Annotated in this window: 20 protein-coding genes; 12 read left to right on the forward strand and 8 right to left on the reverse strand. The window is 70.3% G+C overall.

Annotated features, from left to right (window positions below; all coding sequences use genetic code 11):
- Positions 1-76 precede the first annotated feature (76 nt).
- Positions 77-2,422, forward strand: a complete 2,346-nt coding sequence (locus tag ABTX24_RS08445; protein ID WP_350838803.1) for a glycosyltransferase family protein — start codon at positions 77-79, stop codon at positions 2,420-2,422.
- Between the two features lie 75 nt (positions 2,423-2,497).
- On the opposite strand, the gene ABTX24_RS08450 is transcribed toward ABTX24_RS08445, so the two are convergent.
- The 5 genes from ABTX24_RS08450 to ABTX24_RS08470 are packed head-to-tail and all read right to left on the reverse strand — an operon-like array spanning position 2,498 to position 8,759.
- Complete coding sequence (locus ABTX24_RS08450; RefSeq protein ID WP_350838805.1) at positions 2,498-6,067, reverse strand: bifunctional glycosyltransferase/CDP-glycerol:glycerophosphate glycerophosphotransferase; 3,570 nt, start codon at positions 6,065-6,067, stop codon at positions 2,498-2,500.
- Positions 6,068-6,126: 59 nt separating this feature from the next.
- Positions 6,127-6,546: a 4'-phosphopantetheinyl transferase family protein gene (locus ABTX24_RS08455; protein ID WP_350838807.1), complete on the reverse strand. Its 420-nt coding sequence runs from the start codon at positions 6,544-6,546 to the stop codon at positions 6,127-6,129.
- Positions 6,546-7,292 (reverse strand): SDR family NAD(P)-dependent oxidoreductase, encoded by a 747-nt coding sequence (locus ABTX24_RS08460; RefSeq protein WP_350838809.1) that lies wholly within the window; start codon positions 7,290-7,292, stop codon positions 6,546-6,548. The genes ABTX24_RS08455 and ABTX24_RS08460 overlap by 1 nt, the downstream gene beginning before the upstream one ends.
- Positions 7,285-8,511, reverse strand: a complete 1,227-nt coding sequence (locus ABTX24_RS08465; RefSeq protein ID WP_350838811.1) for an AMP-binding protein — start codon at positions 8,509-8,511, stop codon at positions 7,285-7,287. The genes ABTX24_RS08460 and ABTX24_RS08465 overlap by 8 nt, the downstream gene beginning before the upstream one ends.
- Positions 8,508-8,759: a phosphopantetheine-binding protein gene (locus ABTX24_RS08470; protein WP_008354901.1), complete on the reverse strand. Its 252-nt coding sequence runs from the start codon at positions 8,757-8,759 to the stop codon at positions 8,508-8,510. Before ABTX24_RS08470 ends, ABTX24_RS08465 begins: the two co-directional genes overlap by 4 nt.
- Positions 8,760-8,811: 52 nt before the next feature.
- On the opposite strand from ABTX24_RS08470, the gene ABTX24_RS08475 reads away from it, so the two are divergent.
- The gene (locus ABTX24_RS08475) at positions 8,812-9,348 is read left to right on the forward strand and encodes a GNAT family N-acetyltransferase (RefSeq protein WP_350838813.1); all 537 of its coding nucleotides are present in this window, start codon (positions 8,812-8,814) and stop codon (positions 9,346-9,348) included.
- On the forward strand, positions 9,348-10,403 hold the full coding sequence (gene pseI, locus ABTX24_RS08480; RefSeq protein WP_350838815.1) for a pseudaminic acid synthase: 1,056 nt from the start codon (positions 9,348-9,350) through the stop codon (positions 10,401-10,403). The genes ABTX24_RS08475 and pseI overlap by 1 nt, the downstream gene beginning before the upstream one ends.
- Here the strand turns inward: pseI and ABTX24_RS08485 are convergent.
- Positions 10,384-11,472 (reverse strand): PseG/SpsG family protein, encoded by a 1,089-nt coding sequence (locus tag ABTX24_RS08485; RefSeq protein ID WP_350838817.1) that lies wholly within the window; start codon positions 11,470-11,472, stop codon positions 10,384-10,386. The genes pseI and ABTX24_RS08485 overlap by 20 nt on opposite strands.
- Positions 11,473-11,583: 111 nt before the next feature.
- Here ABTX24_RS08485 and pseB point away from each other — a divergent pair, with 111 nt between their 5' ends.
- The 4 genes from pseB to ABTX24_RS08505 all read left to right on the forward strand — a co-directional run bounded on the left by pseB (position 11,584) and on the right by ABTX24_RS08505 (position 15,683).
- Positions 11,584-12,618 (forward strand): UDP-N-acetylglucosamine 4,6-dehydratase (inverting), encoded by a 1,035-nt coding sequence (pseB, locus tag ABTX24_RS08490; RefSeq protein ID WP_350838819.1) that lies wholly within the window; start codon positions 11,584-11,586, stop codon positions 12,616-12,618.
- A 2-nt stretch (positions 12,619-12,620) separates the two neighbouring features.
- Positions 12,621-13,742: a UDP-4-amino-4,6-dideoxy-N-acetyl-beta-L-altrosamine transaminase gene (gene pseC / locus ABTX24_RS08495; protein WP_350838821.1), complete on the forward strand. Its 1,122-nt coding sequence runs from the start codon at positions 12,621-12,623 to the stop codon at positions 13,740-13,742.
- Positions 13,739-14,461 (forward strand): cytidylyltransferase domain-containing protein, encoded by a 723-nt coding sequence (locus ABTX24_RS08500; protein ID WP_350838823.1) that lies wholly within the window; start codon positions 13,739-13,741, stop codon positions 14,459-14,461. Before pseC ends, ABTX24_RS08500 begins: the two co-directional genes overlap by 4 nt.
- A 76-nt stretch (positions 14,462-14,537) precedes the next feature.
- A complete protein-coding gene (locus ABTX24_RS08505; RefSeq protein WP_350838825.1) occupies positions 14,538-15,683 on the forward strand; it encodes a hypothetical protein in 1,146 nt (381 codons plus the stop codon).
- A 15-nt stretch (positions 15,684-15,698) separates the two neighbouring features.
- On the opposite strand, the gene ABTX24_RS08510 is transcribed toward ABTX24_RS08505, so the two are convergent.
- Positions 15,699-18,002, reverse strand: coding sequence for a hypothetical protein (locus tag ABTX24_RS08510; protein WP_350838826.1), 2,304 nt, complete (start codon positions 18,000-18,002; stop codon positions 15,699-15,701).
- A 73-nt stretch (positions 18,003-18,075) separates the two neighbouring features.
- Between ABTX24_RS08510 and ABTX24_RS08515 the strand changes: the two genes are divergently transcribed.
- Genes ABTX24_RS08515 through ABTX24_RS08535 form a run of 5 tightly spaced genes read left to right on the forward strand, consistent with a single transcriptional unit; the run spans position 18,076 to position 23,311 of the window.
- Positions 18,076-19,074 carry a glycosyltransferase gene (locus ABTX24_RS08515; RefSeq protein WP_350838828.1) on the forward strand — a complete coding sequence of 333 codons (999 nt, stop codon included), beginning with the start codon at positions 18,076-18,078 and terminating at the stop codon, positions 19,072-19,074.
- Positions 19,071-20,075 (forward strand): NAD-dependent epimerase/dehydratase family protein, encoded by a 1,005-nt coding sequence (locus tag ABTX24_RS08520; RefSeq protein WP_350838830.1) that lies wholly within the window; start codon positions 19,071-19,073, stop codon positions 20,073-20,075. The genes ABTX24_RS08515 and ABTX24_RS08520 overlap by 4 nt, the downstream gene beginning before the upstream one ends.
- Positions 20,072-20,836, forward strand: a complete 765-nt coding sequence (locus ABTX24_RS08525) for a class I SAM-dependent methyltransferase (RefSeq protein WP_350838832.1) — start codon at positions 20,072-20,074, stop codon at positions 20,834-20,836. Before ABTX24_RS08520 ends, ABTX24_RS08525 begins: the two co-directional genes overlap by 4 nt.
- Positions 20,837-20,840: 4 nt before the next feature.
- The gene (locus ABTX24_RS08530) at positions 20,841-21,680 is read left to right on the forward strand and encodes a hypothetical protein (RefSeq protein ID WP_160026386.1); all 840 of its coding nucleotides are present in this window, start codon (positions 20,841-20,843) and stop codon (positions 21,678-21,680) included.
- Positions 21,677-23,311, forward strand: coding sequence for a hypothetical protein (locus ABTX24_RS08535; protein WP_350838834.1), 1,635 nt, complete (start codon positions 21,677-21,679; stop codon positions 23,309-23,311). Before ABTX24_RS08530 ends, ABTX24_RS08535 begins: the two co-directional genes overlap by 4 nt.
- A 13-nt stretch (positions 23,312-23,324) precedes the next feature.
- Here ABTX24_RS08535 and ABTX24_RS08540 read toward each other — a convergent pair whose 3' ends face one another.
- Complete coding sequence (locus ABTX24_RS08540) at positions 23,325-25,619, reverse strand: glycosyltransferase (protein WP_350838836.1); 2,295 nt, start codon at positions 25,617-25,619, stop codon at positions 23,325-23,327.
- Between the last annotated feature and the right edge of the window lies 1 nt (position 25,620).

A 25,620-nucleotide genomic window follows, 5' to 3' on the forward strand; every position in this document is an offset into this window, starting at 1 on the left:
GGAAACGTGTGAACGGACCGCGAACATCGCGGCTCCGCCCGACGACACTGCGTCGAACCATCAATGAAGGAGTCCCATGGCCAGCCCAGCTCGACGACTCGCTCGCCAGCTGCTTCCCGAGCGCCTGCGTCAGAGCCTGACCGCTCGCGTCCCGTCCATCTCGGAGGGTGCGCCACAGGACTCTAAGCCGGCGCCGATCTCCATCGAGGTCGAGCCGCTCGTCGTCGCCGCTGATCTCGACGGTGCGGTCAACGCAGCCGGCGGCGGCTTCTACGAGCGCGCCTGGGCCCTCTTCCAGGGCATCCCGGTCGAGGAGTGGGCCGCCAAGGCCGCCGACGAGTACGTCATGTCCGGCCTCCACGTAGACCCCGACGCGACCCGTGCGACCCTGCGCGAGCTCGCCGAGTCCGGTGCGTCGTACGTCTCGGGCCGCGCATGGCTCGCGATGACCAGCCGTGTCTTCGGCTTCGGCGACCAGGAGCTGGCCCGCAGCCTCTACGCCCGGCTGGACGAGGCCGTCGGCGACGGCACCAACGGCGACACCAAGTGGGTCGTCGAGAGCCGTGACTGGCTGCGCCCGTGGGTCGCCGCCGACAACGACGAGCCCGACGCCCCGGCCGCGCCGGAGGGCACCGTCTCCTACGCCGTCGTCGACTACGGCCACCCCGGACGCTCCCGCGCGTCGGCCAACATCGGCGACCACGTCCAGACGGTCGCCTCGCTCGGTCACGTGGTGCGCCACAAGGACCTGGAGTTCACCGGCGAGTCCGAGCTCGACGACCTGGCCAACCGGCTGCGCGAGCGGGTCCGCCCCGAGCGCGTCCGCGAGGGCCTGTCCGCCAAGGTCCAGCTGATGACCCTCCAGCGCGACGCGTCGATGTACCAGCCCGTCCCGAAGGACACCTGGATGCTCGGTTTCGGGTGGTACATGCACCCGATCTTCGAGATGCGCTATGGGATGCCGTTCCACAAGAACCTGCGCCCGATCTTCGTCTCGTTCCACTGCAGCACCCGCGCCATGATGACCGACGAGACGATCGAGTACCTCAAGAAGTACGCCCCGATCGGCTGCCGCGACTGGACGACCGTCGACATCCTGCTCTCCGTCGGCGTGCCCGCCTTCTTCTCGGGCTGTCTCACCACCACGGTCTCGACCGTCTTCCCCGACGCGGACGAGCTGCCCGGTCCCGACGCGCCCGTCGGCTACGTCGACGTCTTCGACGGCAGCATCCCCGAGGGCGCCCCGACCTACGCCCAGGGCGGCCTCGACGAGGTCCGCTTCCGGCCGTTCGTGCAGAACATCGACGACGCGATCACGATGCTCGAGGGCTACCGTCGCGACCACCGCAAGCTGGTCACCAGCCGCCTGCACTGCTACCTGCCCGGTCGCAGCATCGGCATCGACATCGACTTCCGCCCGAAGAACCTCTCCGACCCGCGCTTCGCCGGCCTCAACCCGCTCACCCCTGCCGAGTTCGACGGCATCCGGGAGAGCATGAACGACCGGCTCGAGACGATCCTCACCAAGATCTTCTCCGGCGCCAGCGTCGAGGAGGTCTACACGCAGTGGCGCGAGATGAACGCCGCCGACGTCGAGATCGCCCGTCAGCGCCGGGCCGGCGCCCGCAAGGTGGGCGACCTGGTCAGCTCGATCGCTGACGACGTACGCAGCAACACGGTCAGCACCCCGGAGCAGGTCCCGGCCGACGCGATCCACGTCGCCGTCTCGGCCCGTCCGAAGCAGCGCCCGAAGCTGCGCCGGCTGATCAAGTCCATCGCCGCCTACTCGTCCCGTCCGGTCCACCTGTGGGTCCAGACCGGTGGCACCGACCTGCGGCTCGACGAGCTCGCCCGGCCGGGGATCACGCTCAGCGCGCTGGACGTCTCCGGCTTCGACGGCATCAAGCAGCCCGACGGCAGCACGCTCCCGATCGGCCAGGTCGAGCGGCTCGTGGTCGCCGACCTGCTCCCCGACGTCGACAAGCTCGTCATCCTCCCGGTCTCGGCCGTGCTGACCGAGGACATCGCCGGCCTCGCCGACACCGACCTGAAGGGCAACCTGCTGGCTGCCTCCGACGTCGTCGGCACCCGCGCGGTCAGCGGCTTCCAGCAGATCCACGCCGCCGCCAACAAGCAGGCCGAGCGCACCACCGAGGCGGCCGAGCTGCGTCGGGACGGCCACCAGCGGCACGCCTTCGACTTCGACGCCTTCGACATCGACGTGCTCGTCCTCGACGCCGCTCAGTGGCGCGCGAAGGACCTGCTCACCTCGCTGGCGCCCTACGTCGAGACGTACGGAATGACCTACCGCAACGTGGTCCTCCTCGAGGTCGGCCCGCACCGCGCGGTCCTGCCGGAGCGCTGGAACGCGATCCCCGGCAAGACCTCGGTGGCCAAGCCGGCTCTCGCCCGGCTGCCGTGATCCTGGCCTGAGGCTGTAGCAAGCAGCGATGGCGCGCCCCCGCAAGGGGACGCGCCATCGCTGCTTTGGTGACCGTCAGGGCTTGTCGAAGCTGGGCTTGTCGAAGAAGGCCTCGACGACCCGCTCGGTCGCCTTGCCGTCCTGGGTGTACTGGTACTTGGCGTTGAACTCGGCGATCCGGTCGTGGTGCTCGGCCTCGAGCCGGTCCAGGTCGGACAGGGCCGCGACGACCTCCTCGGCGGTGTCGAGCATCGGCCCGGGGGCGGTGTCGGCGTAGTCGTAGAGGAAGCCGCGGATGCCGCCGGTGTAGTCGGACAGGTCGGGCACCAGGAACACCATCGGCCGGCCGGTGAGGGCGAAGTCGAAGCGCAGGCTGGAGTAGTCGAGCACCGCCGCGTCGGAGGCCAGGATCAGGTCGTTGATCTCCGGGTAGTCGGTGACGTCGATGATCCGGGCGGTGCGCTCGCTGCGCTCGCTGCCCTTGGAGTTGAACCGGTGACCGCGCAGCAGGATGACGTACTCGTCGCCCAACGCCTCGCTGGCCGCGACCACGTCGAGGTGCTCGACCATCTTCGCCGAGCGGTAGTTGAGCGCCAGGTGGTCGCGCCAGGTCGGGGCGTAGAGGACGACCTTCTGGTGGGAGCCGATGCCGAGCAGGTTGCGCGTACGCTCGCGGTCCTCCGCCGCCGACGGGAGCACCAGCGCGTCGTCGCGCGGGTAGCCCTCGCTGTGGATCGGGCCGTCGTAGGCGTACTCCTCGCGGTAGTAGCGGTCCATCTCCGGCGTCGGGGTCAGGATCAGGTCCCACCCGGCGGTCGTGCGGTCGAGCTCGGCGTCACAGCGCAGCGGCGAGAACATCTTCGCGCGCCACATCCGCAGGCCCATCGACTTGGCGGGGTAGCCGTGGAAGGTCTGCAGGAACCGCTGCCCCTCCCGCTTGCGCCACCAGCGGTCGAAGTCGATGTTCTGGACGAGGTACTTCGCGGTGCCGATGACCCGGTACCACTCCGGGCTCTGCAGCACGACCGGGATGCCGCCCTCGGGGACCCGGGAGGCGTGGTCGGCAACGCCCCAGTAGAGGGTGAGGTCGGGCCGGGTGCGACGCAGGTGCTCGTGGATCGCGAGCTGGGAGTCGGTAGCGGTCGAGCCGGCGTAGGTCGAGAGATAGACCGCGGACTCGTCGAGCGGCTCCTCGGCCGCCAGCACGCGCTCGCGGGCGAGGTTGTGGGCGTAGCTGCCGGCGTGGTCGACCGGGATCGGGGGCTGCAGGGTGACTCCCGGGCCGTTGCCGTTGACCGGACGCAGCCGGACCTCGTCACTGGTCTGGAACTCGGCCTGGTGCTCGAGGAACGCGGTCGTGTGACGTACGTTGCCGCGGCGCTTGGCCCCGCAGGTGAGCTGGAACTGGTAGACGCCGCTGGGCAGGACGGACTCGCCCAGGCCCCACTCGTCCCAGTGCAGCGTGAAGACGACCTCGAACTCGGCGGCAGCGGTGTCGATCTTGACGGTCTCGCTGTGGCGCGATCCGGCGAGGGTCAGCCGGGCGTGCTTCGGGATCGAGCTGAGCCACTCGCCCCGCACCGTGATCTGGCCGTCGCCGAGCTCGACGCGGTCGATCGCGACGGTGTCGGCCACCTCGATGATCTGGGCGTAGCCACGGCCGTCTCGCGAGGCCAGCACGCTGCCTCCGCGTTCGCCGGTCCACGGCGAGCCGATCGGGTCGGTCCAGACGATCCGGCCCGAGGTCCCGTCCTGGAGGGTGTCCAGCCGCCAGGCGGCGGGCGCCCCGGGCTCGACGGCACCGTGGGCGGGGAGGCTGAGGGTGACCTTGCCGTCCTTGACGGGCGCCTCGATGCGTACGCCGCCACCGATCGCCCGCACGGCCTGCGGCAGCTCGCCGGCGAGGGTCAGGGAGACGGTGCGGCCGTCGACCTCCGCCTTCTCCAGGGAGGTCGCCGTCGTCGGGACCGCGCGGAAGCTGAGCTGATCGAGGTAGCGGTCGCAGGCCACCGACAGGCCGGCGGAGGTGTGGACCCGCGGCCGGTAGCGCGTCGCCAGGTTGCCCGCCGGGCCGCGGGTGTCGATCTGGACCTCGCTGGTGGTGCGGACGACGCCGTCGACGGCGACGGTGACCTCGAGGTGCCAGCGCCCGGCGGTGAGCCGGGTCAGGTCGATCTCGGTGCGGCAGCCGCCGGGGCGGTAGTCCTGGTACTTGTGACCGATGGTCATGTTGGCCTGCGGGTCGCGCCGCGGCGTGACGGTCAGGTCGATCGGGTCCGGCAGCGCCGTGTCAGGATCGCTCGCGACGCCGTCCTCGTCGGCGGTGCTGACGAAGTCCGGCACCAGGCGGGCGGTGAAGAACGGGGTCGTCTCGGCGAGGTCGACGAGCTCGATCCGCGCCACCAGGTCGACCACGACCCGGTCGGAGTCGAGAGGGCGTACGTCCCGCACCAGCACCCGCGCCGGCGTCTCGTGCTCGTTGAGCGTGGTCACGGCCTCGGGCAGGTCCGTGTCGGGAAAGATCCCGCGCACCTGGCCGCCGACGACCCGGGTGCGCAGGTTGCCGCGCTCGAACCAGCGCGACGCGACGAACGCGGTCAGCTCCACGCGCCGGTCGGCGATGAGGTAGGTCAGCCGAGCCCGCACCTCGACCGGGAGCTTGAGCCACACCTCCGGAGAGACGTCCCGCTCGATCTCGACGACGAGGTCACGCAGGGCGGTCCACTGCTCGGCGCTCATCCGCTCGACGTCGCCGAGGATGGTGTTGGCGCGGCCGGCGAGCCCGCCGAGCGCCCAGTGGTCGCGCAGGTCGGAGGCCAGCTCGCCGATCGCGATCCAGGTGGAGCGGGTCTGCGCGATCCACTCCTCCATCCCAAGGGTCTGGTCGTGGAGCTGCTCGACCGGGGTGCCATCGGCGCGGTCCATGTCGACGCACACCGGCGCCGTGACCACGTCGAAGCGGTTGGCCTTCAGGTAGCCGTCGAAACCGACCGCGTCGGCGCCGCCGCGGCCGCCGAAGCTGAAGCCGTTCCGGCGCCAGAACGAGGTGCGGAAGAGCCGGTTGCTCACTCCGACATCGCTCAGTGCCAGCGGGAACTCGTCGAGGGTGAGGCCGGAGCGGTTCTCGGCGTGCACGAGGTCGTAGGCCGGCACCACCGGCGGGGAGAGCCGCTGGCGGCTCTCGATGCGACCGACCGCGAGGTCGGAGCCGCTCTCCTCCAGGGAGGTCACCAGCGTACGCATCGCGTTCTGGGTGAGGAGGTCGGCGGCGAGCAGGAAGCAGACGTAGGATCCGCGCGCGGCACGACCACCACGGTCGCGGGCCTCTGCCTGGGTCGCGGAGCTGTCCAGCAGCCGCAGGCGGTAGTCGTCGGGGAGGTCGGCGAGGATCTGGTCGCTCACCACGCTGGCCTCGCCGTAGGGCGCGATGAGGATCTCGAGGGTCGTGTGGGTCTGCTCGCGCACGGAGAGCAGCGACTCGGCCAGATACTGCTTGTCCTGGTCGGTCACCGTGACCACGACCGAGACGAGCGGGCCGCGCTCGTGGCCGAGAACGCGATGCCCGGCGTCACGAGCCAGTCGACGGACACCCTGAGGCATCCTTCGTTCGGCGCGACGCAAGACGTCGACGATTCCCTGACCCATGCACATTCCCTCTCGGTCCGAGGGCGTCCCGGATGACGCGCCCGCGAATCTGATCGAACTCAGAGGTTACAGGCGAACGAACAGTCTCCCGCACTCCGGCCGATACCCCTCGGGGAACCTTCGCGGTGGAGTGTGCCGATCGACACCACGATGGCGCCCGGCAGACGTACGGTGCTCAGGGACACCGCCGCACCGGGTCTGCCGCCCCGGTCGGGGTCGGCTGCCATCAGGTCCACGATATCGGCGACGCCGCGACCGGTGAGCTTCACGACGCACTCCGCCCGGGTCCATCGCTCCCAGAACCCGTCGGTGCCGAACCGCCTCGCGAGCGCCGCCGGGACCGTACGCTCCACCTCGGCGTCGACCGCCACCGGGACGTCGTAGGAGCCCGCCCAGGCGACCACCCGCCCGTCGTGGAGGTGGCTGCGGGCGCGATAGCCGGCGAGCTCGGCATCGCTGCCGACGCGAAGCCGGGACATCAGATCGAGCCGCCCCCGTCGATGACGATCGCCTGACCGTTGATGTTGGTCTGCTCGAGCAGCAGCATCCGTACGGTCGGCACGACGTCCTCGGGTGTGGTCATCGCACCCGACGGCGTACGCCGCGCGATCGACTCGAGCTGGTTCGCACCGAGCACCGCGGACATCTCGGAGGCGAAGAACCCGGGGGCGACCGAGTTGACCAGCACCCGGCCACCGAGCTCACGGGCCAGCGAACGGGTCGCCGCGTCGAGTCCTCCCTTGGTGGCCGAGTAGGCCACCAGGCCCTGGTAGCCGCGCTGGCCACAGATGGAGGTCACGTTGACGACCCGGCCCTTCAGGCCCTTGCCGATCAGGCGCCGCAGCACGAACCGGGTCAGCACCAGGGGCGCGGTCAGGTTGGTCTCGACGATCTGCGCGATCCGGTCCGACGAGGTGTGCACGTGCAGCGAGTCCTGGCCGATCGCGGCGTTGTTGACCAGGCCGTCGATGACGCCGAGCCTGGCCTCGACCTCCTTGACGAACGTCTGGGCCGCCTTCTCGTCGGTCACGTCGACCGAGCCGAAGTGGGTGGCGTCGGGGTGTTTCGCGGCGAGCGCCTCGAGCTCGGGCGTCACCGTGCGTGCGAAGGCCGCGACCTTCACGCCGCGATCGAGCAGGTCGGCGACGATCGCGAGGCCGAGGCCGCGGGAGGCACCGGAGACCAGCACCACGGAGGCGGGCGGGACAGGTCGAGAATCAGACATCGCTCTTCAGGGTCTCCTTGGCCGGGATCTCGGCAAGCATCTTGATGCGCCGCGGCACGGCGTACTCGGGCAGCCGCTCGGCGGCCCAACGGGTCAGGTCGTCGGCGGTCACGCCCGAGTCGTGGTCGGCGACCACGTCGGCGACGACCATGGTGCCGACCAGCGGTGCCTTCCGGCCGCGTACGGCCGCCCAGGCGATCGCGGGGTGGGACTGCAGCAGGTCGCGTACGGCACCGGCCGACACCTTGGAGCCGCCGACGTTGAGCTCGTCGCGGTCCAGGCGACCGGTGACCAGGACTCGGCCGTCCTCGATGCGGGCGGCATCGCCGGTGCGTACGGCCCCGGCCAGCTCCGCGCCCGAGGCGTCGGTGCCGTGGTGCGGCGAGGTGATCACCAGCTCGCCGTCGACCACCGACAGCCGCGGGCGACCGGGGACGTCGCGGTCCAGCCACTCCACCGGGAACCCGGCCCGGCCGTCGTGGACGACGATCGAGGCGCCGACCTCGGAAGAGGCGTAGATCCAGGAGACGCGCGCGTCCGGGAAGGCCTCGCCGAGCTGCGTCAGCACCGCCTGGTCGACCGGTTCGCCACCGAGCGTGATCTGCTCGAGCGGCAGCTTCTGCAGCTCGGCACCGTGGCGCATCAAGGTGCGTCGCCAGAACGTCGGGGTCCCGGAGACGGCGGTGACGCCGTGCTCGAGCGCGGGCGCCACCCAGTCGTCCAGGTCGGCGGGGTCGACGAGCACCAGGTCCTGACCGGGCACGCCCAGGCCGAGGGTGACCACCTGCCACCACGCGTAGGTGCCAGGCGAGTAGGGGCACAGCCAGGTGCGCGGAGCCAGCTCGCCGGTCACCGTCGAGAGCGACTCCAGGGTGTGACCGACCCGCTTGGGCCGGCCGGTCGACCCGGAGGTGAGCAACCAGACCCGGCCGTCCTCGGCGGCACGGGGATCGGTCGCGTCCTGCACGCCGTCGCCGGCGACGAGGTCGAACCCGGCCCCGCGCAGCTCCGCAGCGAGGGCGTCGTCGAGCCGTCCGGCGGCGACGACGAGCAGCTCGCCGCCGTCCTTCAGACCGGCGACCGCCGGCAGCGCATCGACGCTGTGCTCCACCACGCGGGCCGTCGGCACCGACCGTGGCGCGGCCTGCTGCTGGGCGAGCTCACCCCAGGTCGCTCGCTTCCCCGTCCGGGCATCGACGACGAGGTTGTCGGCGATCACTGCCCCTGGATCTCCACGAGCAGGTCCAGCACGTCACCGATCGTCTCGATCGAGCGAAGTCCGGCCGCCTCGAAGTTGAGCTCGTCGCCGATCTCGTCCTCGACCCGGAGCGCGAGCTCGGAGAAGTCGAGGGAGCGGAAGCCGATGTCGGCCAGCTTCGCGGTGTCGTCAGCGGGCAGGGTCTTTCCCTGCACGGCCAGCACCTCGCCCATGAGCTTGCGGACCGCCGGTCGGTCAAGAGTCTCCATGGCCTCGGACCATATAACGTGAGGGCGCATCCCATGACGTCCGAGGAGACCGATGTTACGACCGGCGACCGACGCCGACCTGCCGAGCATGCTGGCATGGCGCAACCAGGAGGCGAACCGGTCGGTGAGCATCAACCAGCATCTGATCACCGCCGAGGAGCACGCCGCCTGGTGGTCCCGGGTCGCCCAGGATCCGACCCGGCGGGTGCTGATGTTCGAGTACGCCGACCGCCCCCTCGGCGTGGTGACCTTCTTCGACCACGATCCCGCCGCCAGGTCGGCCTCCTGGGGCTTCTTTCTCGACCACGACGGCACCACCGCCGACGGCACCGCGCTGTTGGCGTGGACCAAGGTGATGCGCGAGGCCGTGGCGTACGCCTTCGCCCCTGAGCCCGACGGGCTCGACATCGACCTCCTCGAAGGCGAGGTCCTCCCGCACAACGAATCCGTACGCGCCATGAACCGCCGGCTCGGCTTCACCGAGGGCGAGCCCTACGAGCAGACCACCGACAACGGCGTGGTGACCACCATCCCGGTCAGCCTGCACCGCGACGACCGACCGACCCGACGTTCCGGCAAGGAGCAGTGATGACCGACCACGAGATCACCGTCGGGGACCGCGCGATCGGTCCCGGCCACGAGCCGTTCGTGATCGCGGAGATGTCCGGCAACCACGGTGGCGACCTGGAGCGGGCGCTCGACATCGTGCGCGCCGCGGGCGAGGCCGGCGCGCACGCGCTCAAGATCCAGACCTACACCGCCGACACGATCACCCTGGACGTCGACACCCCCGCCTTCCGGCTCTCGGCCGACCACCCGCTGTGGCCCAACCGTCGCCTGCACGAGCTCTACGAGGAGGCGCACACGCCGTGGGAGTGGCACGAGCCGATCTTCTCGCTGGCCGGCGAGCTCGGGATGGTGCCGTTCAGCGCCGCGTTCGACCCGACCGCGGTCGACTTCCTGGTCGGGCTCGGCGTCCCGATGCTGAAGTCGGCCTCCTCCGAGATCACCGACCTGCCGCTGGTCCGCGCGATCGCCGAGACCGGGCTGCCGATGATCATCTCCACCGGCACCGCGACGCTCGCCGAGATCGACGCGGCGGTGCGTACGGCACGGGCGACCGGCAACGACGACCTCGTCGTGCTGGCGTGCACCGCGTCCTACCCGGCTCCTCCGGAGGCCTCCAACCTCCGCGGGATCCCGGTGCTTCGTGACGGGCTCGACGTCGCCGTCGGCCTCTCCGACCACACGCTCGGCATCGGCGCCTCGGTCGCCGCCGTCGCCCTCGGCGCCTGCGTGATCGAGAAGCACATCACGCTCTCGCGTGAGGACGGCGCCGTCGACTCCGACTTCTCCCTCGAGCCGGACGAGTTCGCCTCGCTCGTCCGCGAGACCAAGATCGCCTGGCAGGCGCTCGGCGAGGCCCGGATCGGGCCGAAGTCGGCCGAGCGCGAGGGCCTGCGCTTCCGCCGCTCGCTCTTCGTCACCCGCGACGTGCGTGCCGGGGAGAAGGTCGGGCCGGACAACGTACGCTCCGTCCGCCCCGCCGACGGGCTACCGCCGGCCGACGTCGACATCGTCTTCGGCCGCACCTTCACCCAGGACGCCCCGGCTGGAACACCGCTCAGCTGGGACCTCGTCTAGAGCCGAACGCGGTCTGGACCCGATCGCGGTCGAGGGCGAGGAACGCGTCGGCGACGCGCTCCGCCCCTCGGCCGTCGACCATGGCCCAGCAGGCGGCGCGAAGCCTCTCCCGCAGACGTACGTCGCCCAGCAGGTCGCGCATCCGGGCCACCGCGTCCGCGGAGTCGCCGTCGAGCTCGGCCATGGTGGCGATCCCGACGGCCAGTTGCTCCTGGTCCATCCGGACGTACGCGTCCTTCTGGTTGTCGGCGACGCAGACGAACCCGACTGCCGCTCCGAGGCAGAAGAGCTCCCAGGCCGAGGTGCCGGCGGCGCTGAGCACCACGTCAGCGTCGGCGACGAGCTCGGCCAGGGTGTCGGTCGGCCCGATCACGTGCACGGCCTGGCCCGGCGCGAGCTCGATGCCGGCGAGCTCCGCGGCCAGCTCCGGGGTGGCGGCGATGGCGGTCAGCTCCACGGCGATCCCCGCTCGCGCGACCAGGCGCACGACGCGTGGCGCGACCCCGAAGGCGTCCGTTCCGCCGAAGAAGGCCAGCACACGCAGCGGCGTGTGCTCGTCGGCGGCGGCCTTGGGCGCGCTCGGACGCCGCCGGACGATCTCACGTCGCTGCTGGGCGTAGCCGAGCCCACCGAGATGCCTGGACCCCTCGGGGAGCGCCCAGGTGGAGGCCTCCGCGCCGAGGTTCTGGTCCAGGTAGAGGTCGGCGACCCGCCCGCGCGGATCACCGTCGGTGAGCGCGAGCAGCGGCCAGCGATCCCGGATGTCGGTGTAGACCGCGGCCGGGAGGAGATAGGAGTCCACGACCACCGACGACGGCTCGAGGCGGGTGAGAACGTCGCGGACGTCGCCCGGTCCCGGCGACGCGATCTCGATCCCCCGGCGCCGCACCTGCTCCGCTGCCCACGGCACCCGGTCCAGCTCCGCGACCATCACGACACGTACGCCTCGGGCGACGAGCTCCTCCCCGAGAGCCAGGCAGCGCATGACGTGCCCGATCCCGACATCGGGACCGGCATCGCACACCATGGCCACGCACAGACCTTCGGCCTCGACCGATCCCACGGACATGTATGCGCAACCTCTCGGATTCGTCCGTTTCGACGGACGGCACGGCATGTGTCACCTTTTGCGCGCCGTGTCGTTGGCGCACCAGTGAGGCCCAGAGTAGAGAGCATCCCTGTGACCGTGCCCAATTCGGACGTTCAAGAGTCCGACGCCCCGATCAACCATCCTCTCGATGGCGCCAGCATCCTGGTCACCGGCGGGACCGGCTCGTTCGGGAAGGCGTTCATCCGCCACCTCCTGGACACCTTCAACCCGCGGCGCGTGATCGTCTTCTCGCGCGATGAGCTGAAGCAGTACGAGTGCCGCCAGCTGTTCGGCAACGACCCGAGGCTCCGCTGGTTCATCGGAGACATCCGTGACCGCGACCGCCTGCACCGGGCGCTCCACGGCGTCGACTACGTCGTCCACGCCGCTGCGCTCAAGCAGGTCGACACCGGGGAGTACAACCCGTTCGAGTTCATCAAGACCAACGTCCTGGGCTCGCAGAACGTCGTCGAGGCCTCGATCGACGCGGGCGTCAAGAAGGTCGTCGCCCTCTCGACGGACAAGGCCTCCTCGCCGATCAACCTCTACGGCGCGACCAAGCTGACGGCCGACAAGATCTTCATCCTCGGCAACAACTACGCCTCCTCCTACGAGACCCGGTTCTCCGTGGTGCGCTACGGCAACGTGACCGGCTCGCGCGGCTCGATCATCCCGAAGTGGAAGGCGATGGCCGAGCGCGGCGAGGCGCTCGGCATCACCGACATGCGGTGCACCCGGTTCCTGATCACGCTGCCGCAGGCGGTGCAGATGGTGCTCGACACCTTCGAGATCATGCAGGGCGGCGAGCTGCTCGTCCCCCACATCCCCTCCCACAAGGTCGTCGACCTGGCGGAGGCGGTCGCGCCGGGAGCGAAGCTCGTCGACATCGGGCTCCGCCCCGGCGAGAAGCTCCACGAGGAGATGATCAGCCCGGAGGAGGGCCGCCGCGCGGTGAGCATCCGCGACGGGAAGTACTACGTGATCGAGCCCGAGAACCCGCAGTGGGGCTACAAGCCGATCATGGACGCCGTGCCGGTCCCCGACGGCTTCCACTGCGCCTCGGACAAGAACGACATCTGGTACGACGCCGAGGACCTCCGCAAGGTTCTGGAGTCGGGGATCTGAGCATGCTGCCCTACGGCCGCCAGTCGGTCTCCGAGGAGGACATCGAGGCAGTCACGGCGATCCTGCGTGGCGACTGGCTCACCACCGGGCCGACGGTCGCCGCGTTCGAGCAGGCGCTCTCCGACCTGGTCGGTGGCCACCGGGCGGTCTCGTGCACCTCCGGCACCGCTGCCCTCCACATCGCCTACGCCGCTGCCGGGGTGGGTGCCGGTGACGAGGTCGTCACCACGCCGATGACGTTCGTCGCGACCGCATCGGGGGCCTCGCTGCTCGGCGCGAAGGTCGTCTTCGCCGACGTCGAGGAGGACACCGCCCTCCTCGACCCGGCCGCCGTCGACGCCCTCGTCACCGACCGCACCAAGGTGATCGCCGCCGTCGACTACGCCGGCCACCCGGCCGACTACGCCGCGCTGCAGCCGATCGCCGACCGGGTCGGCGCGCTGACCCTCGGGGACGCCGCCCATTCGATCGGTGGCTCCTCCGGCGGGCGCCCGGTCGGCGACCTGGCCGACCTGACCACACTCTCGTTCTTCCCGACCAAGAACCTCACCACCGCCGAGGGTGGCGCTGTCGTCGCCAAGGACGCCGCCATCGCGCAGCGGGCCCACGAGTTCCATTTCGTGGGGCTGATGCGTGACGCCGACCGGTTCCGGATCAAGGACGAGGGACCGTGGCACCAGGAGGTCCACGAGTTCGGGCTCAACTACCGGCTCACCGACCTGCAGTGCGCCTTCGGGCTCTCCCAGCTCAACAGACTGGCCGGGTTCAAGCAGCGCCGCGCGGAGATCACCGCGCGCTACAACGCCGCGCTCGCCGACGTCGACGGGCTGCGCCTGCCGGTCCAGCGCGAGGGCGTCGACCCGGCCTGGCACCTCTATCCGGTGCGCATCCTCGAGGACCGTCGGCGCGAGGTGTTCGAGAAGATGCGGGCGGCCGGCATCGGCGTACAGGTCAACTACATCCCGGTCTACTGGCACCCGGTCTACGCGGACCTGGGCTACCAGCGCGGGATGTGCCCCAACGCGGAGGCGTTCTACGCCGAGGAGCTCTCGCTGCCGCTGTACCCCGACCTGACCGACGACCAGGTCGACCAGGTCGTCGAGACGCTGATCGGGACCCTGTGAAGACCGCGGTCATCACCCAGGCACGCATGACCAGCACCCGCCTCCCCGGCAAGGTGCTTCGGGAGGCGGCGGGCATCACCATGCTCGAGCACCACCTCACCCGGCTCACCGCGGCCGGTCTCCCGGTGATCGTCGCGACGACCACCAACTTCGACGACGACCCGGTCGCCGTCCTGGCCGACAAGCTCGGCGTCGGCGTCGTCCGCGGCAGCGAGCCCGACGTGCTGTCGCGCTTCGCGCTGGCGGTGCGGGAGTTCGAGCCCGACGTCGTCGTCCGGGTGACCAGCGACTGCCCCCTGATCGACGGCGAGGTCGTACGCCGCGGCATCGACGCGTGGGTCGCCGCCGACGATCCCGCGCTCTATGCCAGCAACGCCCTGGAGCGCACCTACCCGCGAGGGCTCGACTTCGAGGTCTTCTCCGCGGCGGCGCTGCTGGAGGCCGACCGGCTCGCGACCGAGACGCCCCACCGCGAGCACGTCACCCCGTGGCTCTACACCGACGACACCCGGCCCAAGCGCAACCTGCCGTGGGAGCGGGATGCCTCGGCGTACCGGATCACTCTCGACACCCCCGAGGACCTGCGGCTCCTGCAGATCCTCATCGAGGACCACGACGCGCACGGTCTCGACACCCAAGGCCTCGTCTCCCTCCTGGAGGCCCATCCCGAGCTGGTCGAGATCAACGCCCAGATCGAGCAGAAGAAGCTCGGTCAATAAGCCCCGGCCGGTAAGATCCGTGCCACGCGGGACGTCGCGCCGCACCCCATTCCAGCAGCGACACTTGGAGCGTTGCATGCAGAAGACTCTGATCGTCCATTCCGGCACTTTCAAGACCGGGAGCACGGCGATCCAGACCTTCCTTGCCCGCGCCAGCCGCGAGGGGAAGCTCCCTCCGGAGATCGCCTATCCCACGATCGGCCGAGGCACGCACAGCGTCCAGCACCAGAACCTCTACTCCCAGCTCCTCGGCGAGGTGCTCTTCACGCCCGCCCTCGGCACCTGGGAGCAGCTCGTCGAGTCGATCGCCTCGGGCACCGCGGAGACCACGGTGATCTCGTGCGAGTCGTTCTCGCTACTCAAGCCCGAGCACATCAGCGCGATCGGCGAGTACGCGCGCCAGGCGGGCGCGAAGGTGCGTTGGGTCCACTACGTCCGCGATCAGGCCACGTTCTACAACGCCTTCTACGTCGAGCGGCTGATGGTGATGAGGCCGGAGCACGCCGAGCTCGTCGATCTCCCCTTCGAGGAGTTCCGCGAGTGGTCGCCGCTCGACATGAGCTTCCTGCGCTACGGAGAGTTCGCGGACACCATCACCACTGCCATCCCGGACGTCGACCTGCGGCTTCGCCCCTTCATCCGCAAGGAGCTGCGTCATGGGAACGCGGTCGCGGACTTCCTCAGCACGTGCGAGCTCCCGATCCAGGGCGAGGGGGCGGGGTCGACCAACGTCGGATCCGGCTGGCGGACGGTCGAGACCGCGCGGCACCTGGCTCCGATCGTGGCCGCCGCACCGATGCGTGGCCGGCTCCGAGGCGCCGACTCCTGGAAGGCCACGCGTCTGAAGTGGATCCAGATCCTTCGTGGCGAGTTCGTCACCAAGGCCACCCAGCTCGGCTGGAACGACACCAGCGCGGTCTACATGACCTCCGAGTTCCGGCAGGAGCTGCTCGAGGACTACCGCGACGACAACCTCCTCATCGGCAAGCTCGGCGGCTTCTCGTTCACCGACATGATCGAGCAGAGCAGCTTCCCCGACTACAACATCGGCGACTACTCCGAGATCCCCGGCGACGAGGTGATGGCGGTCGTGAAGCTGGTCATGCAGGGCCTGCACACGATCCCGGAGGAGATCCAGCAGGAGGTCGAGGACGCCCGCGCCCGTCGACGGGAAGCGGAGGCCTCGCAGCGGGGCCGGCTCCGGCGCCTCCTGCGCCGCTGACCGAGGTGTGATCGGTCAGCGCAGATCGAACACGGAGTACAGCCCGCGCTTGAAGCGCGGCTGACCGAGCTCGCGGCGGATGCCGGGGAGGTCAGCGCGATAGCGGCGGTCGACGACAAGCCAGTCGACGTCGAACTCGTCACGCAACGTGCTGATCGTCTCCGGTGACGGACGCGTGATGGCGGCGTCGTTGGCCTCGAGCAGCTCGGGGTCCCAGAACGGCAGGTAGGCCGAGTTGTTGAGATCCGTGGACGGCAGCCCGACCACCAGCGGGTCGATGTAGGCCCACCCTTCCACCAGCACCCGACGTTCGGCGTACGCCGCGATCCAGAAGTTCCTGCGGTCGCAGTCGGGCACGGGCAGCCCGATGCAGTGGGCGTTGGTCGCGATCAGCTCGTCCGGCTGTGAGTGCGCGCGGACGAACCGTGCGGCGGCGATTCCGCCCGGGCCGATGATGTCCGTGGGAGCACCTCGGGGAATCGAGGGGCCGGCTCCCGCGAGAGCGACGGTCTGCGGAGCGCCGGCGACCACGACGCCCAGCATCAACGCCGCGACGGCCGGGAGCGCCGCGAGCGCCGAGCGCCGAGCGTAGAGGAGCACGATGACGACGGCGACGGCGAGTACCAGCAGCCCGACGACGAGCTGGGTCAGCAAGGTCGAGGTGAAGACCGAGCCGTTCGCCGGCATCTCATCGCCCACCAACAGTCTCGCCGCCACGAGCGCGAGCCAGCCGAGCGCGGCGCAGCCGACGATCCAGACGCCATCGCGACGCGACAGGCGGCCGGGGTTGATGTCCGACAGCGCGACAGCCGTCGCGACGGCGAAGAACCCGCTGGCTCCCAGCAGGAAGTAGGCCTGGCTCAGCGCCGGATGGCTCAGGACCATGAACGCGCCGGCAGCAGCGGCCCAGGGACCGACCAGGAACACGAACTCGGGCCGTCGCCAGCCGCCACGCACCAGGCCGACGATCAGCGGCACCGTGACGAGGACGAAGCCGACGGTGAAGGAGATCCAGATCGACACCGGCGCGGACCCGGGGAGGGTCTCCCCCTCCGGCAGCATCAGGATGCCCAGTCGCTGGACGGTGCTTCCGTTGAGATCGATCGTCGTCGCCCGGGTGCCGCCGCCGTAGAACACCTGCTGCGCGACCAGGAAGACGACGACAGCCGAGCCGAGCAGAGCGCCCAGGGTGAGAACCGTCTGCTTGCGGCGCAGCACGGCCGAGATCACGAGTGCCAGGAGCAGGCCCGCGATGATCGTCGGCAGGGCAGACGACTTCGCCCCGGCCACAGCGATCATGACGAGGATCATCAGCGGCCACACCGGCCATCGCCGCTGCTCGCCCCGGATCACCTCGACGATCAGCACCATCAGGACCATCTGGAGCGGCATCACGAAGGCGTGCGTCGGGCTGTTGAACATACGGACGACGGAGTCGAAGGCCAGCTGCGCGGGACTGACCAGGCTCGTCCAGCCGAAGAAGTCGGGGGTCGCTCCCGTGATGAGGACGAGAGCGGCGACGAAGCCGGGCCATGCCCGTCCGGTGAGACGGGTGGCCGCTGCGTACGCTCCGGCGACCGCGAGCACGACCAGCAGCACCATCGACAGGCTGCGCAGGAGCACGACGAGCTCGAGGTGGGTGACCGTCGCCGCCGAGGCGAGGTGGACGTAGACCAGCCAGTGGTAGAAGAGCGGGGTGCCGTCCACCCACGGCATCTGGGCCGGAAAGTGGTGCAGCAGGTCGCCGGCGATCGCGAGGTGGAACGGCTCGTCGACGTAGGGCGACCGCAACGCGTCGATCGGCCGGTGAGACCACACCCGCTTCGCGACCAGCAGGAGCTGTACGCACACCACCGCCGCGCCGGCCCACGACCACAGGCTCGCCCGACCGATCACCACGGGCGCGATCCGCCGGCGGCGCCAGACGACGACCGCCACAGCCACGAGCACCGCGACGGGGTAGGCGTAGATCAGCTGGGTGAGATCGAACAGACGCAGCAGGAGATAGAGCGGCAGCTCGAGGACGAGCCCGAGGATGGTGCCGAGCACCAGGTCGTTGCCGATCGTCGGTCCCGGTTTCGCGACCGCCCGCCACACCACGGTCCCCGGGAAGGTGAGGAACGCCAGGACGTACCCGGTGAAGAGCAGCGCGTCACCGAGTCCGACCCCGGCGACACGCACCGCGAGAACGAGGGTCACGCCCACGACCAGCGCGCCCGGGAGGAGTCCCGACCAGGACCCGCCGGAGATCGAGAACATGCGGTCCGAGGAAGGCTTCGCGTCGGGCGCGGCGCCCACGGTTGCCTGGTCTGCAGTCACCCGGGAGATCATGCCAACAAAACGCCTACACGGAGTACACCGAACCCCCTCCGAATGCGCTATTTTCCTTGCAATGTCCCCCACCCACACCGTCTCCGTCGTCATCCCGGTCTACCGCGGTGCCGAGACGCTTCCGGACGTGGTGAGCGAGGTCGTCGACCTCGCCGAACCGTTCGTCACCCCGAACGGGCACCAGGGACGTGTCACCGAGATCCTCCTGGTCCACGACCATGGCCCGGACACCTCTGACCTCGCCATGCGACAGCTCGCCGAGAAGTACGACATCGTTCGCCCGATCTGGCTGAGCCGTAACTTCGGCCAGCACGCCGCGACCCTCGCCGGCCTGGCCTCGTCCGGATCCGACTGGATCGTCACGATGGACGAGGACGGCCAGCACGACCCGGCCTACATCGGGCCGATGCTCGACACGGCCCTCAGGGAGCGTGCCGCCCTCGTCTATGCCCGCCCGACCAACGCGGCGCCCCACGGTCCGCTGCGCAACCTGACCTCGCGCGGCTCGAAGGTGGTCATCGACCGCCTCATGCCCGGTGGCAGCGCCCGGCAGTTCAACAGCTTCCGGCTGATCCTGGGCGAGTACGGCCGGAGCGTGTCCGCCTACGCCGCCAACGGCGTCTACCTCGACGTCGCGCTGAGCTGGGTGATCTCGGACGTGGCCACGTGCCCGGTGGAGCTGCGCGAGGAGGGTGAGCGGCCCTCCGGCTACAACTACCGCTCCTTGATGTCGCACTTCTGGCGGATGGTGCTCACCGGCGGCACCCGCCTGCTGCGGGCGGTCAGCATCTGCGGAGCCCTGCTCGCCGCTTCCGGCGTCGTTCTCGCGGTCGTGCTGGTCGTCGCCCGTCTCGCCGGCGGGGTCCCGGTGCAGGGCTGGACCTCGTTGATGGCGGCCGTGCTGGTCTGCTCCGGCGCCATCATGCTCACCCTCGGAGTGATCGCCGAATACCTCGGCGTCTCCGTCAACATGGCGATGGGCAAGCCGCTCTACGTCATCGTCAGCGACCCCGCGAACGGCCCGCTTCGCGAGTCAGCCCAGCCGGGTCACCGCGAGTGACCGGCGCTCAGCGCCCGTCCCGACCGCCCACGCTCGTCGTCGGCAGCGGCGGTCTGCTCGGCCGCCACGTACGCAGCACCCTCGAGCGCTCCGGTGCGTCCGTGCGGACGACGAGCGTGCCCTGGCACGACCCGGTCGCGGCCCGCGCCGCCCTGAGATCCGAGCTCGCCGCCTTCGTCGACTCCTCGCCGGACGGCCGCGTCAACATCGCCTGGTGCGCCGGCGCGGGCGTGGTGTCCACCCCGTCGGACGAGCTCGAGACCGAGGTGTCGCTCTTCCGCGACGTACTCGATGACCTGCGTGCAGCCCTGCGCCCCACCACCCGGCTCGCGTTCTTCTTCGCCTCCTCCGTCGGTGGCGTCTACGCCGGTTCGGCCGATCCCCCGTTCACCGAGCTCTCCGAACCTCGCCCGCTGGTGGCGTACGGCAGGGCCAAGCTGGCCATGGAGGAAGCCCTGACCGCGTTCTGCGCCGAGACCGGATCGGTGGCGCTGCTCGGCCGGATCACCAACCTCTACGGACCCGGCCAGAAGCTCTCCAAGCCCCAGGGCCTCGTCTCTCAGCTGTGCCTGGCCCAGCTGCGCGGCACGCCGCTGCCGGTCTGGGTCTCCTTCGACACCATCCGGGACTATCTCTACGTCGGCGACTGCGCCGAGATGATCGTCGACGCCCTCGACGGGCTCCACGAGCACGTCCGCGGTGCCGGATCGAACGCCGTCGTCAAGATCCTGGCCACCGGCACCGGAGCGACCCTCTCGGCCGTCATCGGCGAGACCAACCGGGTCTTCCGGCGGCGGTCGAGACTGCGCATCCCGGGTGCCGGCACGCCCGGCCAGGCACGCGATCTGCGGGTCCGCAGCGTCGTCTGGCCGGAGCTCGACAAACGGACCCAAACACCCTTCTCGGTCGGCGTGCGTCGCATCGCCGATGAGATCGCACTGGCCTACGCTGCTGGTACCTCCGCACTTCCGACGCACGTGAGCGAGATCTCGATCCGATGACCGAAACGGACATGCTGCTGGGCACCACGACGGGAGGCTCTCCCTCGATCGCCCAGAGCGACTACTGGTGGTACCGAGCGCGCACCCAGATCCTCGAGACCGTCATGAAGCCGTACGTCGGGACCCCCCGCCGCCTCCTCGACGTCGGCAGCGCCGACGGGCCGAGCGTCACCTGGCTCGAGGGCACCGCCGAGCATCACGTCTCGCTGGACGTCGACCCGCGTGGCCTCGCCGACGGCGGCGTCTGCGGCTCCGCGATCCGGCTCCCGTTCGCCGACGGTTCCTTCGACGTGGTCGCCGCCTTCGACGTCATCGAGCACTGCGACCCCGAAGCCACCGCCCTCGCCGAGATCGAGCGCGTCCTCGCCCCCGGCGGTCGCTTCCTGATGTCGGTCCCGGCGTACAACTGGGCCTGGACCCGCCACGACGACCACAACCATCACTATCGGCGCTACACCCTGCGGCGGGCGGTGGCGGCGGTCAGGGCAGCCGGGCTCTCGCCGGTGCGAGCGACGTACGGCTTCACCGGCACGTTTCCGATGTTCGCCGCTCAACGCCTGGTCACCCGGGTCAAGGAGCGCGGCCCGGCCAGCGCCCAGCAGCTCGCCGACGGCGGCGTCGCACCGCTCCCCGAGGTCTCGCCCGCGATCGAGAAGGTCCTGCTCGGCGCCACCCGCATCGACCAGCGGCTGCTGCCCAGACTCGATCTGCCGTTCGGGTCCTCGGTGCTGGTCGCCGCGGTCAAGGTCGAAGGAGACTGAAGACGTGGACACGAGCAATCACTGGTACGGACACGCCCACATCCTCTCGGAGTACTGCGGACTCCCGTTCGAGCAGCCGCGCCCGATCTGGGGCGTGCTCCAGCACGGCTGGAACCTCCTTCACGGGTTCGGCCCGGGCCACGAGCCGCCGTACGGCTTCCCCAAGTTCGTCTGGTCCCACGCGAACCTGCGCCGCGGCCAGGCCGTCGGCTGGCGCGACTATGCCGTGATCGGCGCTCCGTGGAACTACCTGCTCGACCTCAAGAAGGACGTCGAGCCCATACCCCCGGCCGACGAGCGCGAGGGAACGATCTTCTACCCGTTCCACACCTGGGACCACGGTGAGGTCAGCGGCGATCACGACCGGTTGATCGCGGAGATCCGGGACACCGAGGAGGGTCCGGTGACCGTCTGCCTCTACTGGATCGAGTACGACATGCCGGAGATCCGTCGCCGCTATGAGGACGCCGGCTTCCGGGTCATCTGTCACGGCAAGCGCGGCACGCTGCGTCAGGGCACCGACATCCGCTTCCTCCACAAGCAGTACGCGGAGCAGATCCGCCACCGTCGGGTCGCCTCGAACCGTCTGACCACGGCGATCTTCTACGGCGCCTCGGTCGGCGCCGAGGTCGCTGTCTACGGCGACCCGATGACCTTCGCCGACGTCAGGGACGCCAGCGTGAGAGACGGAAACGAGCAGGCCAAACGGTTGTTCCCCGAGTTCCACGGGGTCGAGACCGACGCAGAGGAAGTACGCGCCACGACCGTGCGCGAGCTCGGGCTGGATGCCATGGCGTCGCCCGCTGAGCTGCGCGCGCTCTTCGGATGGGAGATCACAGGATGAACGACATCGACACGGCTTCGACGGTCGCCGCCTACCGCGTCGTCTCGGGAGACATGTACGACTGGTCCGACATGGCCGGCGCCCGGACGCTCCCGCGCGGACCGGTCCTGACCCGGTTCGCCGTTGCGACGGCGACCGGCGCCTCCCACCTGCTCGTCGTCGGCCCGCACGACCTCGACCTGCTCGACGCGGTCGTCGACGTGGCCGCGACCACGACCGTCGTCCTCCGCACCCACACCGACGCGGAGCTCGTCTCCGAGCGGTACGCCCACCAGGCTGTCGACGTCGTCTGCGGCGACCTGCGTGCCTGGACCCCCGACCAGCCGGCCGACGCCGTGCTCGCGCTGGACGGGTTCGGACGGGTCGCATCGATCGACGCCGACCCGGCGGACTGGCACGCGATCGCCGAGCACCTCGCCGTCCTCGCGACAGGCGATTCGCGGCTGGCGCTGGTCGTTCCCAACCCGGGATCCCCGCTCGCACAGCTCCGGGCCGTCAACCCGGAGGCATCCAACGAGAACGCTGACTGGTCCTTCCCCGTCCATGATCGTGCGAACCCGCGAAGCCTCGCGGACGCGAGGGCGCGGTTCCGCGGTCGCGGTCACACGCTGTGGCCCGACGTCGCCGCGCCGACCCTGGCCGCGGCTCCCGAAGCCTGTTCGGTGGCGCTCGCGGTCGCTCACGGCCGTCCCTCCGAGACCCCCACGCTGCGCGAGGTCCAGCCGGCGCTGGGCCAGGCGCTGGACACGTTGGGCGCCGCGGGAGCCGCCGGCGGTTGGCTGGTCACCCGCGGCCTCGCCCCGATCTCGTCGGTCGTCGGTGTCGATCGGACCGGTGACGAGACGTCCTGGACCGCTGCCGAGCGGTCCTGGCTGATCGAAGCCCTGCACGACTCGGCACGCCGCGACGCTTCGGGGCTTCGCCAGCACGTGCGCCGGCTGCGCGACGCGGTCGCCGCCGCTCCCGAGCGCTGGTGCGGTCTTCAGGTCGACGAGATCGGCCTCGACGCCGGCCACGTCGTCCCGGTCCACGAGTCGACGGTGAAGCTCGGCGAGTCCGCCGACGAGATCCTCCTGGGGCTGCTGGACGAGCTCGCGGCGTACCTCTGCGCGACGGGGTGGCGCCACCCCTGGCCCGCAGGCCGCGGCAGGGAGGAGCTCACCATCCTGCTCGCGGCCACCATCGATGTCGCGGTCACTCCGGCGGACGTCCACCAGGTACGCCGACGGCGAGAGGCCGCGCTCTCCGCGACCGGCATGACACCCGTGGTCGCCGGACGGCAGGCGCCGCAGGAGGCCGATCCGAGCGAGCTCCGGAAGCTGGCGGACGAGAACGAGGCGTTGCGCGGCCAGGTGACCTGGTTCAAGCAGCAGATGCGTCAGCGTCAGACGATGACCCACGAGGTACGCACGGCGGCCCGGCGCGACGTCGCGGCACTGAACGATCGCATCAAGGAGCTGGAGGACCAGCTGAGCGCTCGGCAGGCCCCGACCGTCAACCGGGTCGCCAAGCGCGCATCATCCGTCCCCGGGAAGGCGCGGTCCGGCTTCGGACGCGTGCCCGGGGCCCGGCGCGCGGCCCGCCTGCTCAGAAGGGCTCTCCGCGCGATGCGACGCGTGGCCAGGCGCTAGCGGCTTCAGCCGGTCACGCGTCGGCGGGCGGGACCGGCGCGAGCCGCAGGTGGATCTCGTCGGACCAGCCGAACTCGAGCTTCGCCGCCTCGGCGGCGGTCGGCTGAGGAACCCGTTCGGAGAGCTCACGAGCCACGACGATCGGCTTGTGCTCGCGGCCGTCGAGCAACGACCACTGCGACTTCTCACCGGCCCCGTGCTCGACCACGGTGCTGCGCAACGCGCCCACGGGAACGGTGATCAGGAAGACCCCGTCACGGTCGGTCACGTCGAGGGCGACGTCGAGGGGCTTCTCCGGGGTCGGCCAGGTCCGAAGCACCGCTCCCGTGGACTCCAGCCGCGGACCGTCCGGACCACGCAGGATCAGGTCCTCACCCTGCCACCAGGCGTCGTGGACGACGGGACGGTCGGGCGTCGCGGTGATGACGAAGGAACCGTTCGGGTCGCGGGTGGCGTTCACCGCGCGCCCCTTCATCAGCGACCTAGACCCGAGGAAGTCCGGGTGCACCGGCAGCGGAGACGTACGTCCCTTCCGGGACAGCTTCACCCGCGTCGGCACGATCTCCTCCATGGGCATGTCCAGTCCGGACTTCTCCAGGACAGCCTCGACCGGTACCGTCAGCCGCCACGGGGTGATGCCTCGCTCGCCCCGCTCGCCGATCGTCAACGGATGGGTCACCACCGAACCGCTGCGGTCGGTGAGGGTCAGCTCCGCATGCTCGGGAGCAGCGCCCCGGAACGCGCCCCGGATCTCGATCTCGTCGCCGAGGTCGGTGGTGTGATCCACCCAGGCGTCCGGAAGGTCCCGAACGGTGACCCCGAAGCCACCCGGGAGACGACCCGGGCGGCACCAGCGGTTGCCGATGCGGCGCCAGCCCTGCCACCGCTCACGTCCGTCTCCCGACGTCGTCACCTGGATCACGTCGCGCACGTCGCGGTTGCGGATGCCGATCATGAGGCGCCACTGGCGATCGCCCGCCAGCTGCGACGGGTCGAGGCTCAGCTCGAGCGTGGACCTGTCCACCTGGCCGAACGGGATCGCCCGCGGCCGAGCGACGTGATCCACCGGCACCCGGCGGCCGGCGGGGCTCTCCAGCCACACCTTGAAGCGGGTCCGTGGCGCGAGCGCGAGGGTGTTGATGCCGATGTTGATCCGGACCGCAACCCGGGATCCGTCCCACCAGGCCTCGGTCGCCACCGCCTTGGCCTTCATGTACGCCGGAGCCAGGCGGAACACCGAGTCGGGGACGCCGACCGCGGCGTCCTCGAAGGACGGCAGCTTGGCGTACCAGCCATCCCGCCGGCGGGCCAGCGGCGCCTGGGTCCCGTACTCGGCCCGATAGCGGGTCAGCGTCGTGAGCGCGTCACGCTGCCGGCGCTTCAGCAGGTCGAACACGAGGCGCTCGAACGGTCCCTGACGGTTGAGGATCGCGTCGTCGACGCGCGCCAGGTAGCGCTCCGCCAGGTCGAAGATGCGCCCGGACTCGTCGGCCGGATGGTCCTCGATCGACCGGGCGAGCACCTGGACGTCCGTCGCCGCGAGGTGGGACTTGACCAGGTCGGACAGGTAGGGAGCCTGCTCCTCGACCATGTCGAAGAGCATCTCGGCCGAACGTACGCGGTCGCTGAGGTTGTCGAGATTCCAGTGGCTCTGCGTGATCGAGGCCTCGCCACCGTCGCGGTGCCGCCAGTAGTAGATCGGCTCGGCGAGAATGTCGACCTGGCGGGCGCGGATGTGGGCCGCGAGGGCGACCGGGTAGTCCTCGTAGAGCATGTCCGGGTAGCCGAGGCCGGCGGAGTCCCAGAAGTCGCGCCGGTAGACCTTGTTCCAGATGTAGCGATCGATGCCCAGGATGTGGGTCCGGCTGCAGTGCGTGGCGATGCGGGTGGTGACGAACGGGCGCCGGTGGGACCACGACTGCCAGACCGACACCGAGTCGAAACGGCGGGCGTTGCCGGCCACGAAGTCGGACCCCGAGCGCGCCAACGTGTCCGTCATGAGCTGGTACGCGTACTCCGGGACGTAGTCGTCGGCGTCGACGAACGCGAGCAGGTCACCCCTGCTCGCCTCGATCCCGATGTTTCGGGCCACCCCGACACCGACCTTCTCCGAGGAGACCACCCGGAATCGCGCGTCGCTGGACGCGAACCGGTCGGCGACCGTCGCGGACCCGTCGGTGGACGCGTCGTCGACCATGACGACCTCGAAATCCGAGAAGGTCTGGGCGCGAAGCGACTCCAGGCACGTCTGCAGGAAGGGCTCCACGTTGTGGAACGGGATGACGATGCTCAGAGCGGGATGCGGCACA

Source organism: Nocardioides sp. NPDC127514 (assembly GCF_040302125.1).
Taxonomy (GTDB): domain Bacteria; phylum Actinomycetota; class Actinomycetes; order Propionibacteriales; family Nocardioidaceae; genus Nocardioides.

Coding starts and splice junctions, on each gene's coding strand:
- ABTX24_RS08505 (WP_350838825.1), top strand. CDS start 14,538: ATGCAGAAGACTCTGATCGTCCATTCCGGCACTTTCAAGACCGGGAGC.
- pseI (WP_350838815.1), top strand. CDS start 9,348: ATGACCGACCACGAGATCACCGTCGGGGACCGCGCGATCGGTCCCGGC.
- ABTX24_RS08470 (WP_008354901.1), bottom strand. CDS start 8,759: ATGGAGACTCTTGACCGACCGGCGGTCCGCAAGCTCATGGGCGAGGTG.
- ABTX24_RS08450 (WP_350838805.1), bottom strand. CDS start 6,067: ATGGGTCAGGGAATCGTCGACGTCTTGCGTCGCGCCGAACGAAGGATG.
- ABTX24_RS08475 (WP_350838813.1), top strand. CDS start 8,812: ATGTTACGACCGGCGACCGACGCCGACCTGCCGAGCATGCTGGCATGG.
- ABTX24_RS08485 (WP_350838817.1), bottom strand. CDS start 11,472: ATGTCCGTGGGATCGGTCGAGGCCGAAGGTCTGTGCGTGGCCATGGTG.
- ABTX24_RS08525 (WP_350838832.1), top strand. CDS start 20,072: ATGACCGAAACGGACATGCTGCTGGGCACCACGACGGGAGGCTCTCCC.
- ABTX24_RS08455 (WP_350838807.1), bottom strand. CDS start 6,546: ATGTCCCGGCTTCGCGTCGGCAGCGATGCCGAGCTCGCCGGCTATCGC.
- ABTX24_RS08460 (WP_350838809.1), bottom strand. CDS start 7,292: ATGTCTGATTCTCGACCTGTCCCGCCCGCCTCCGTGGTGCTGGTCTCC.
- ABTX24_RS08515 (WP_350838828.1), top strand. CDS start 18,076: ATGTCCCCCACCCACACCGTCTCCGTCGTCATCCCGGTCTACCGCGGT.
- ABTX24_RS08445 (WP_350838803.1), top strand. CDS start 77: ATGGCCAGCCCAGCTCGACGACTCGCTCGCCAGCTGCTTCCCGAGCGC.
- pseC (WP_350838821.1), top strand. CDS start 12,621: ATGCTGCCCTACGGCCGCCAGTCGGTCTCCGAGGAGGACATCGAGGCA.
- ABTX24_RS08535 (WP_350838834.1), top strand. CDS start 21,677: ATGAACGACATCGACACGGCTTCGACGGTCGCCGCCTACCGCGTCGTC.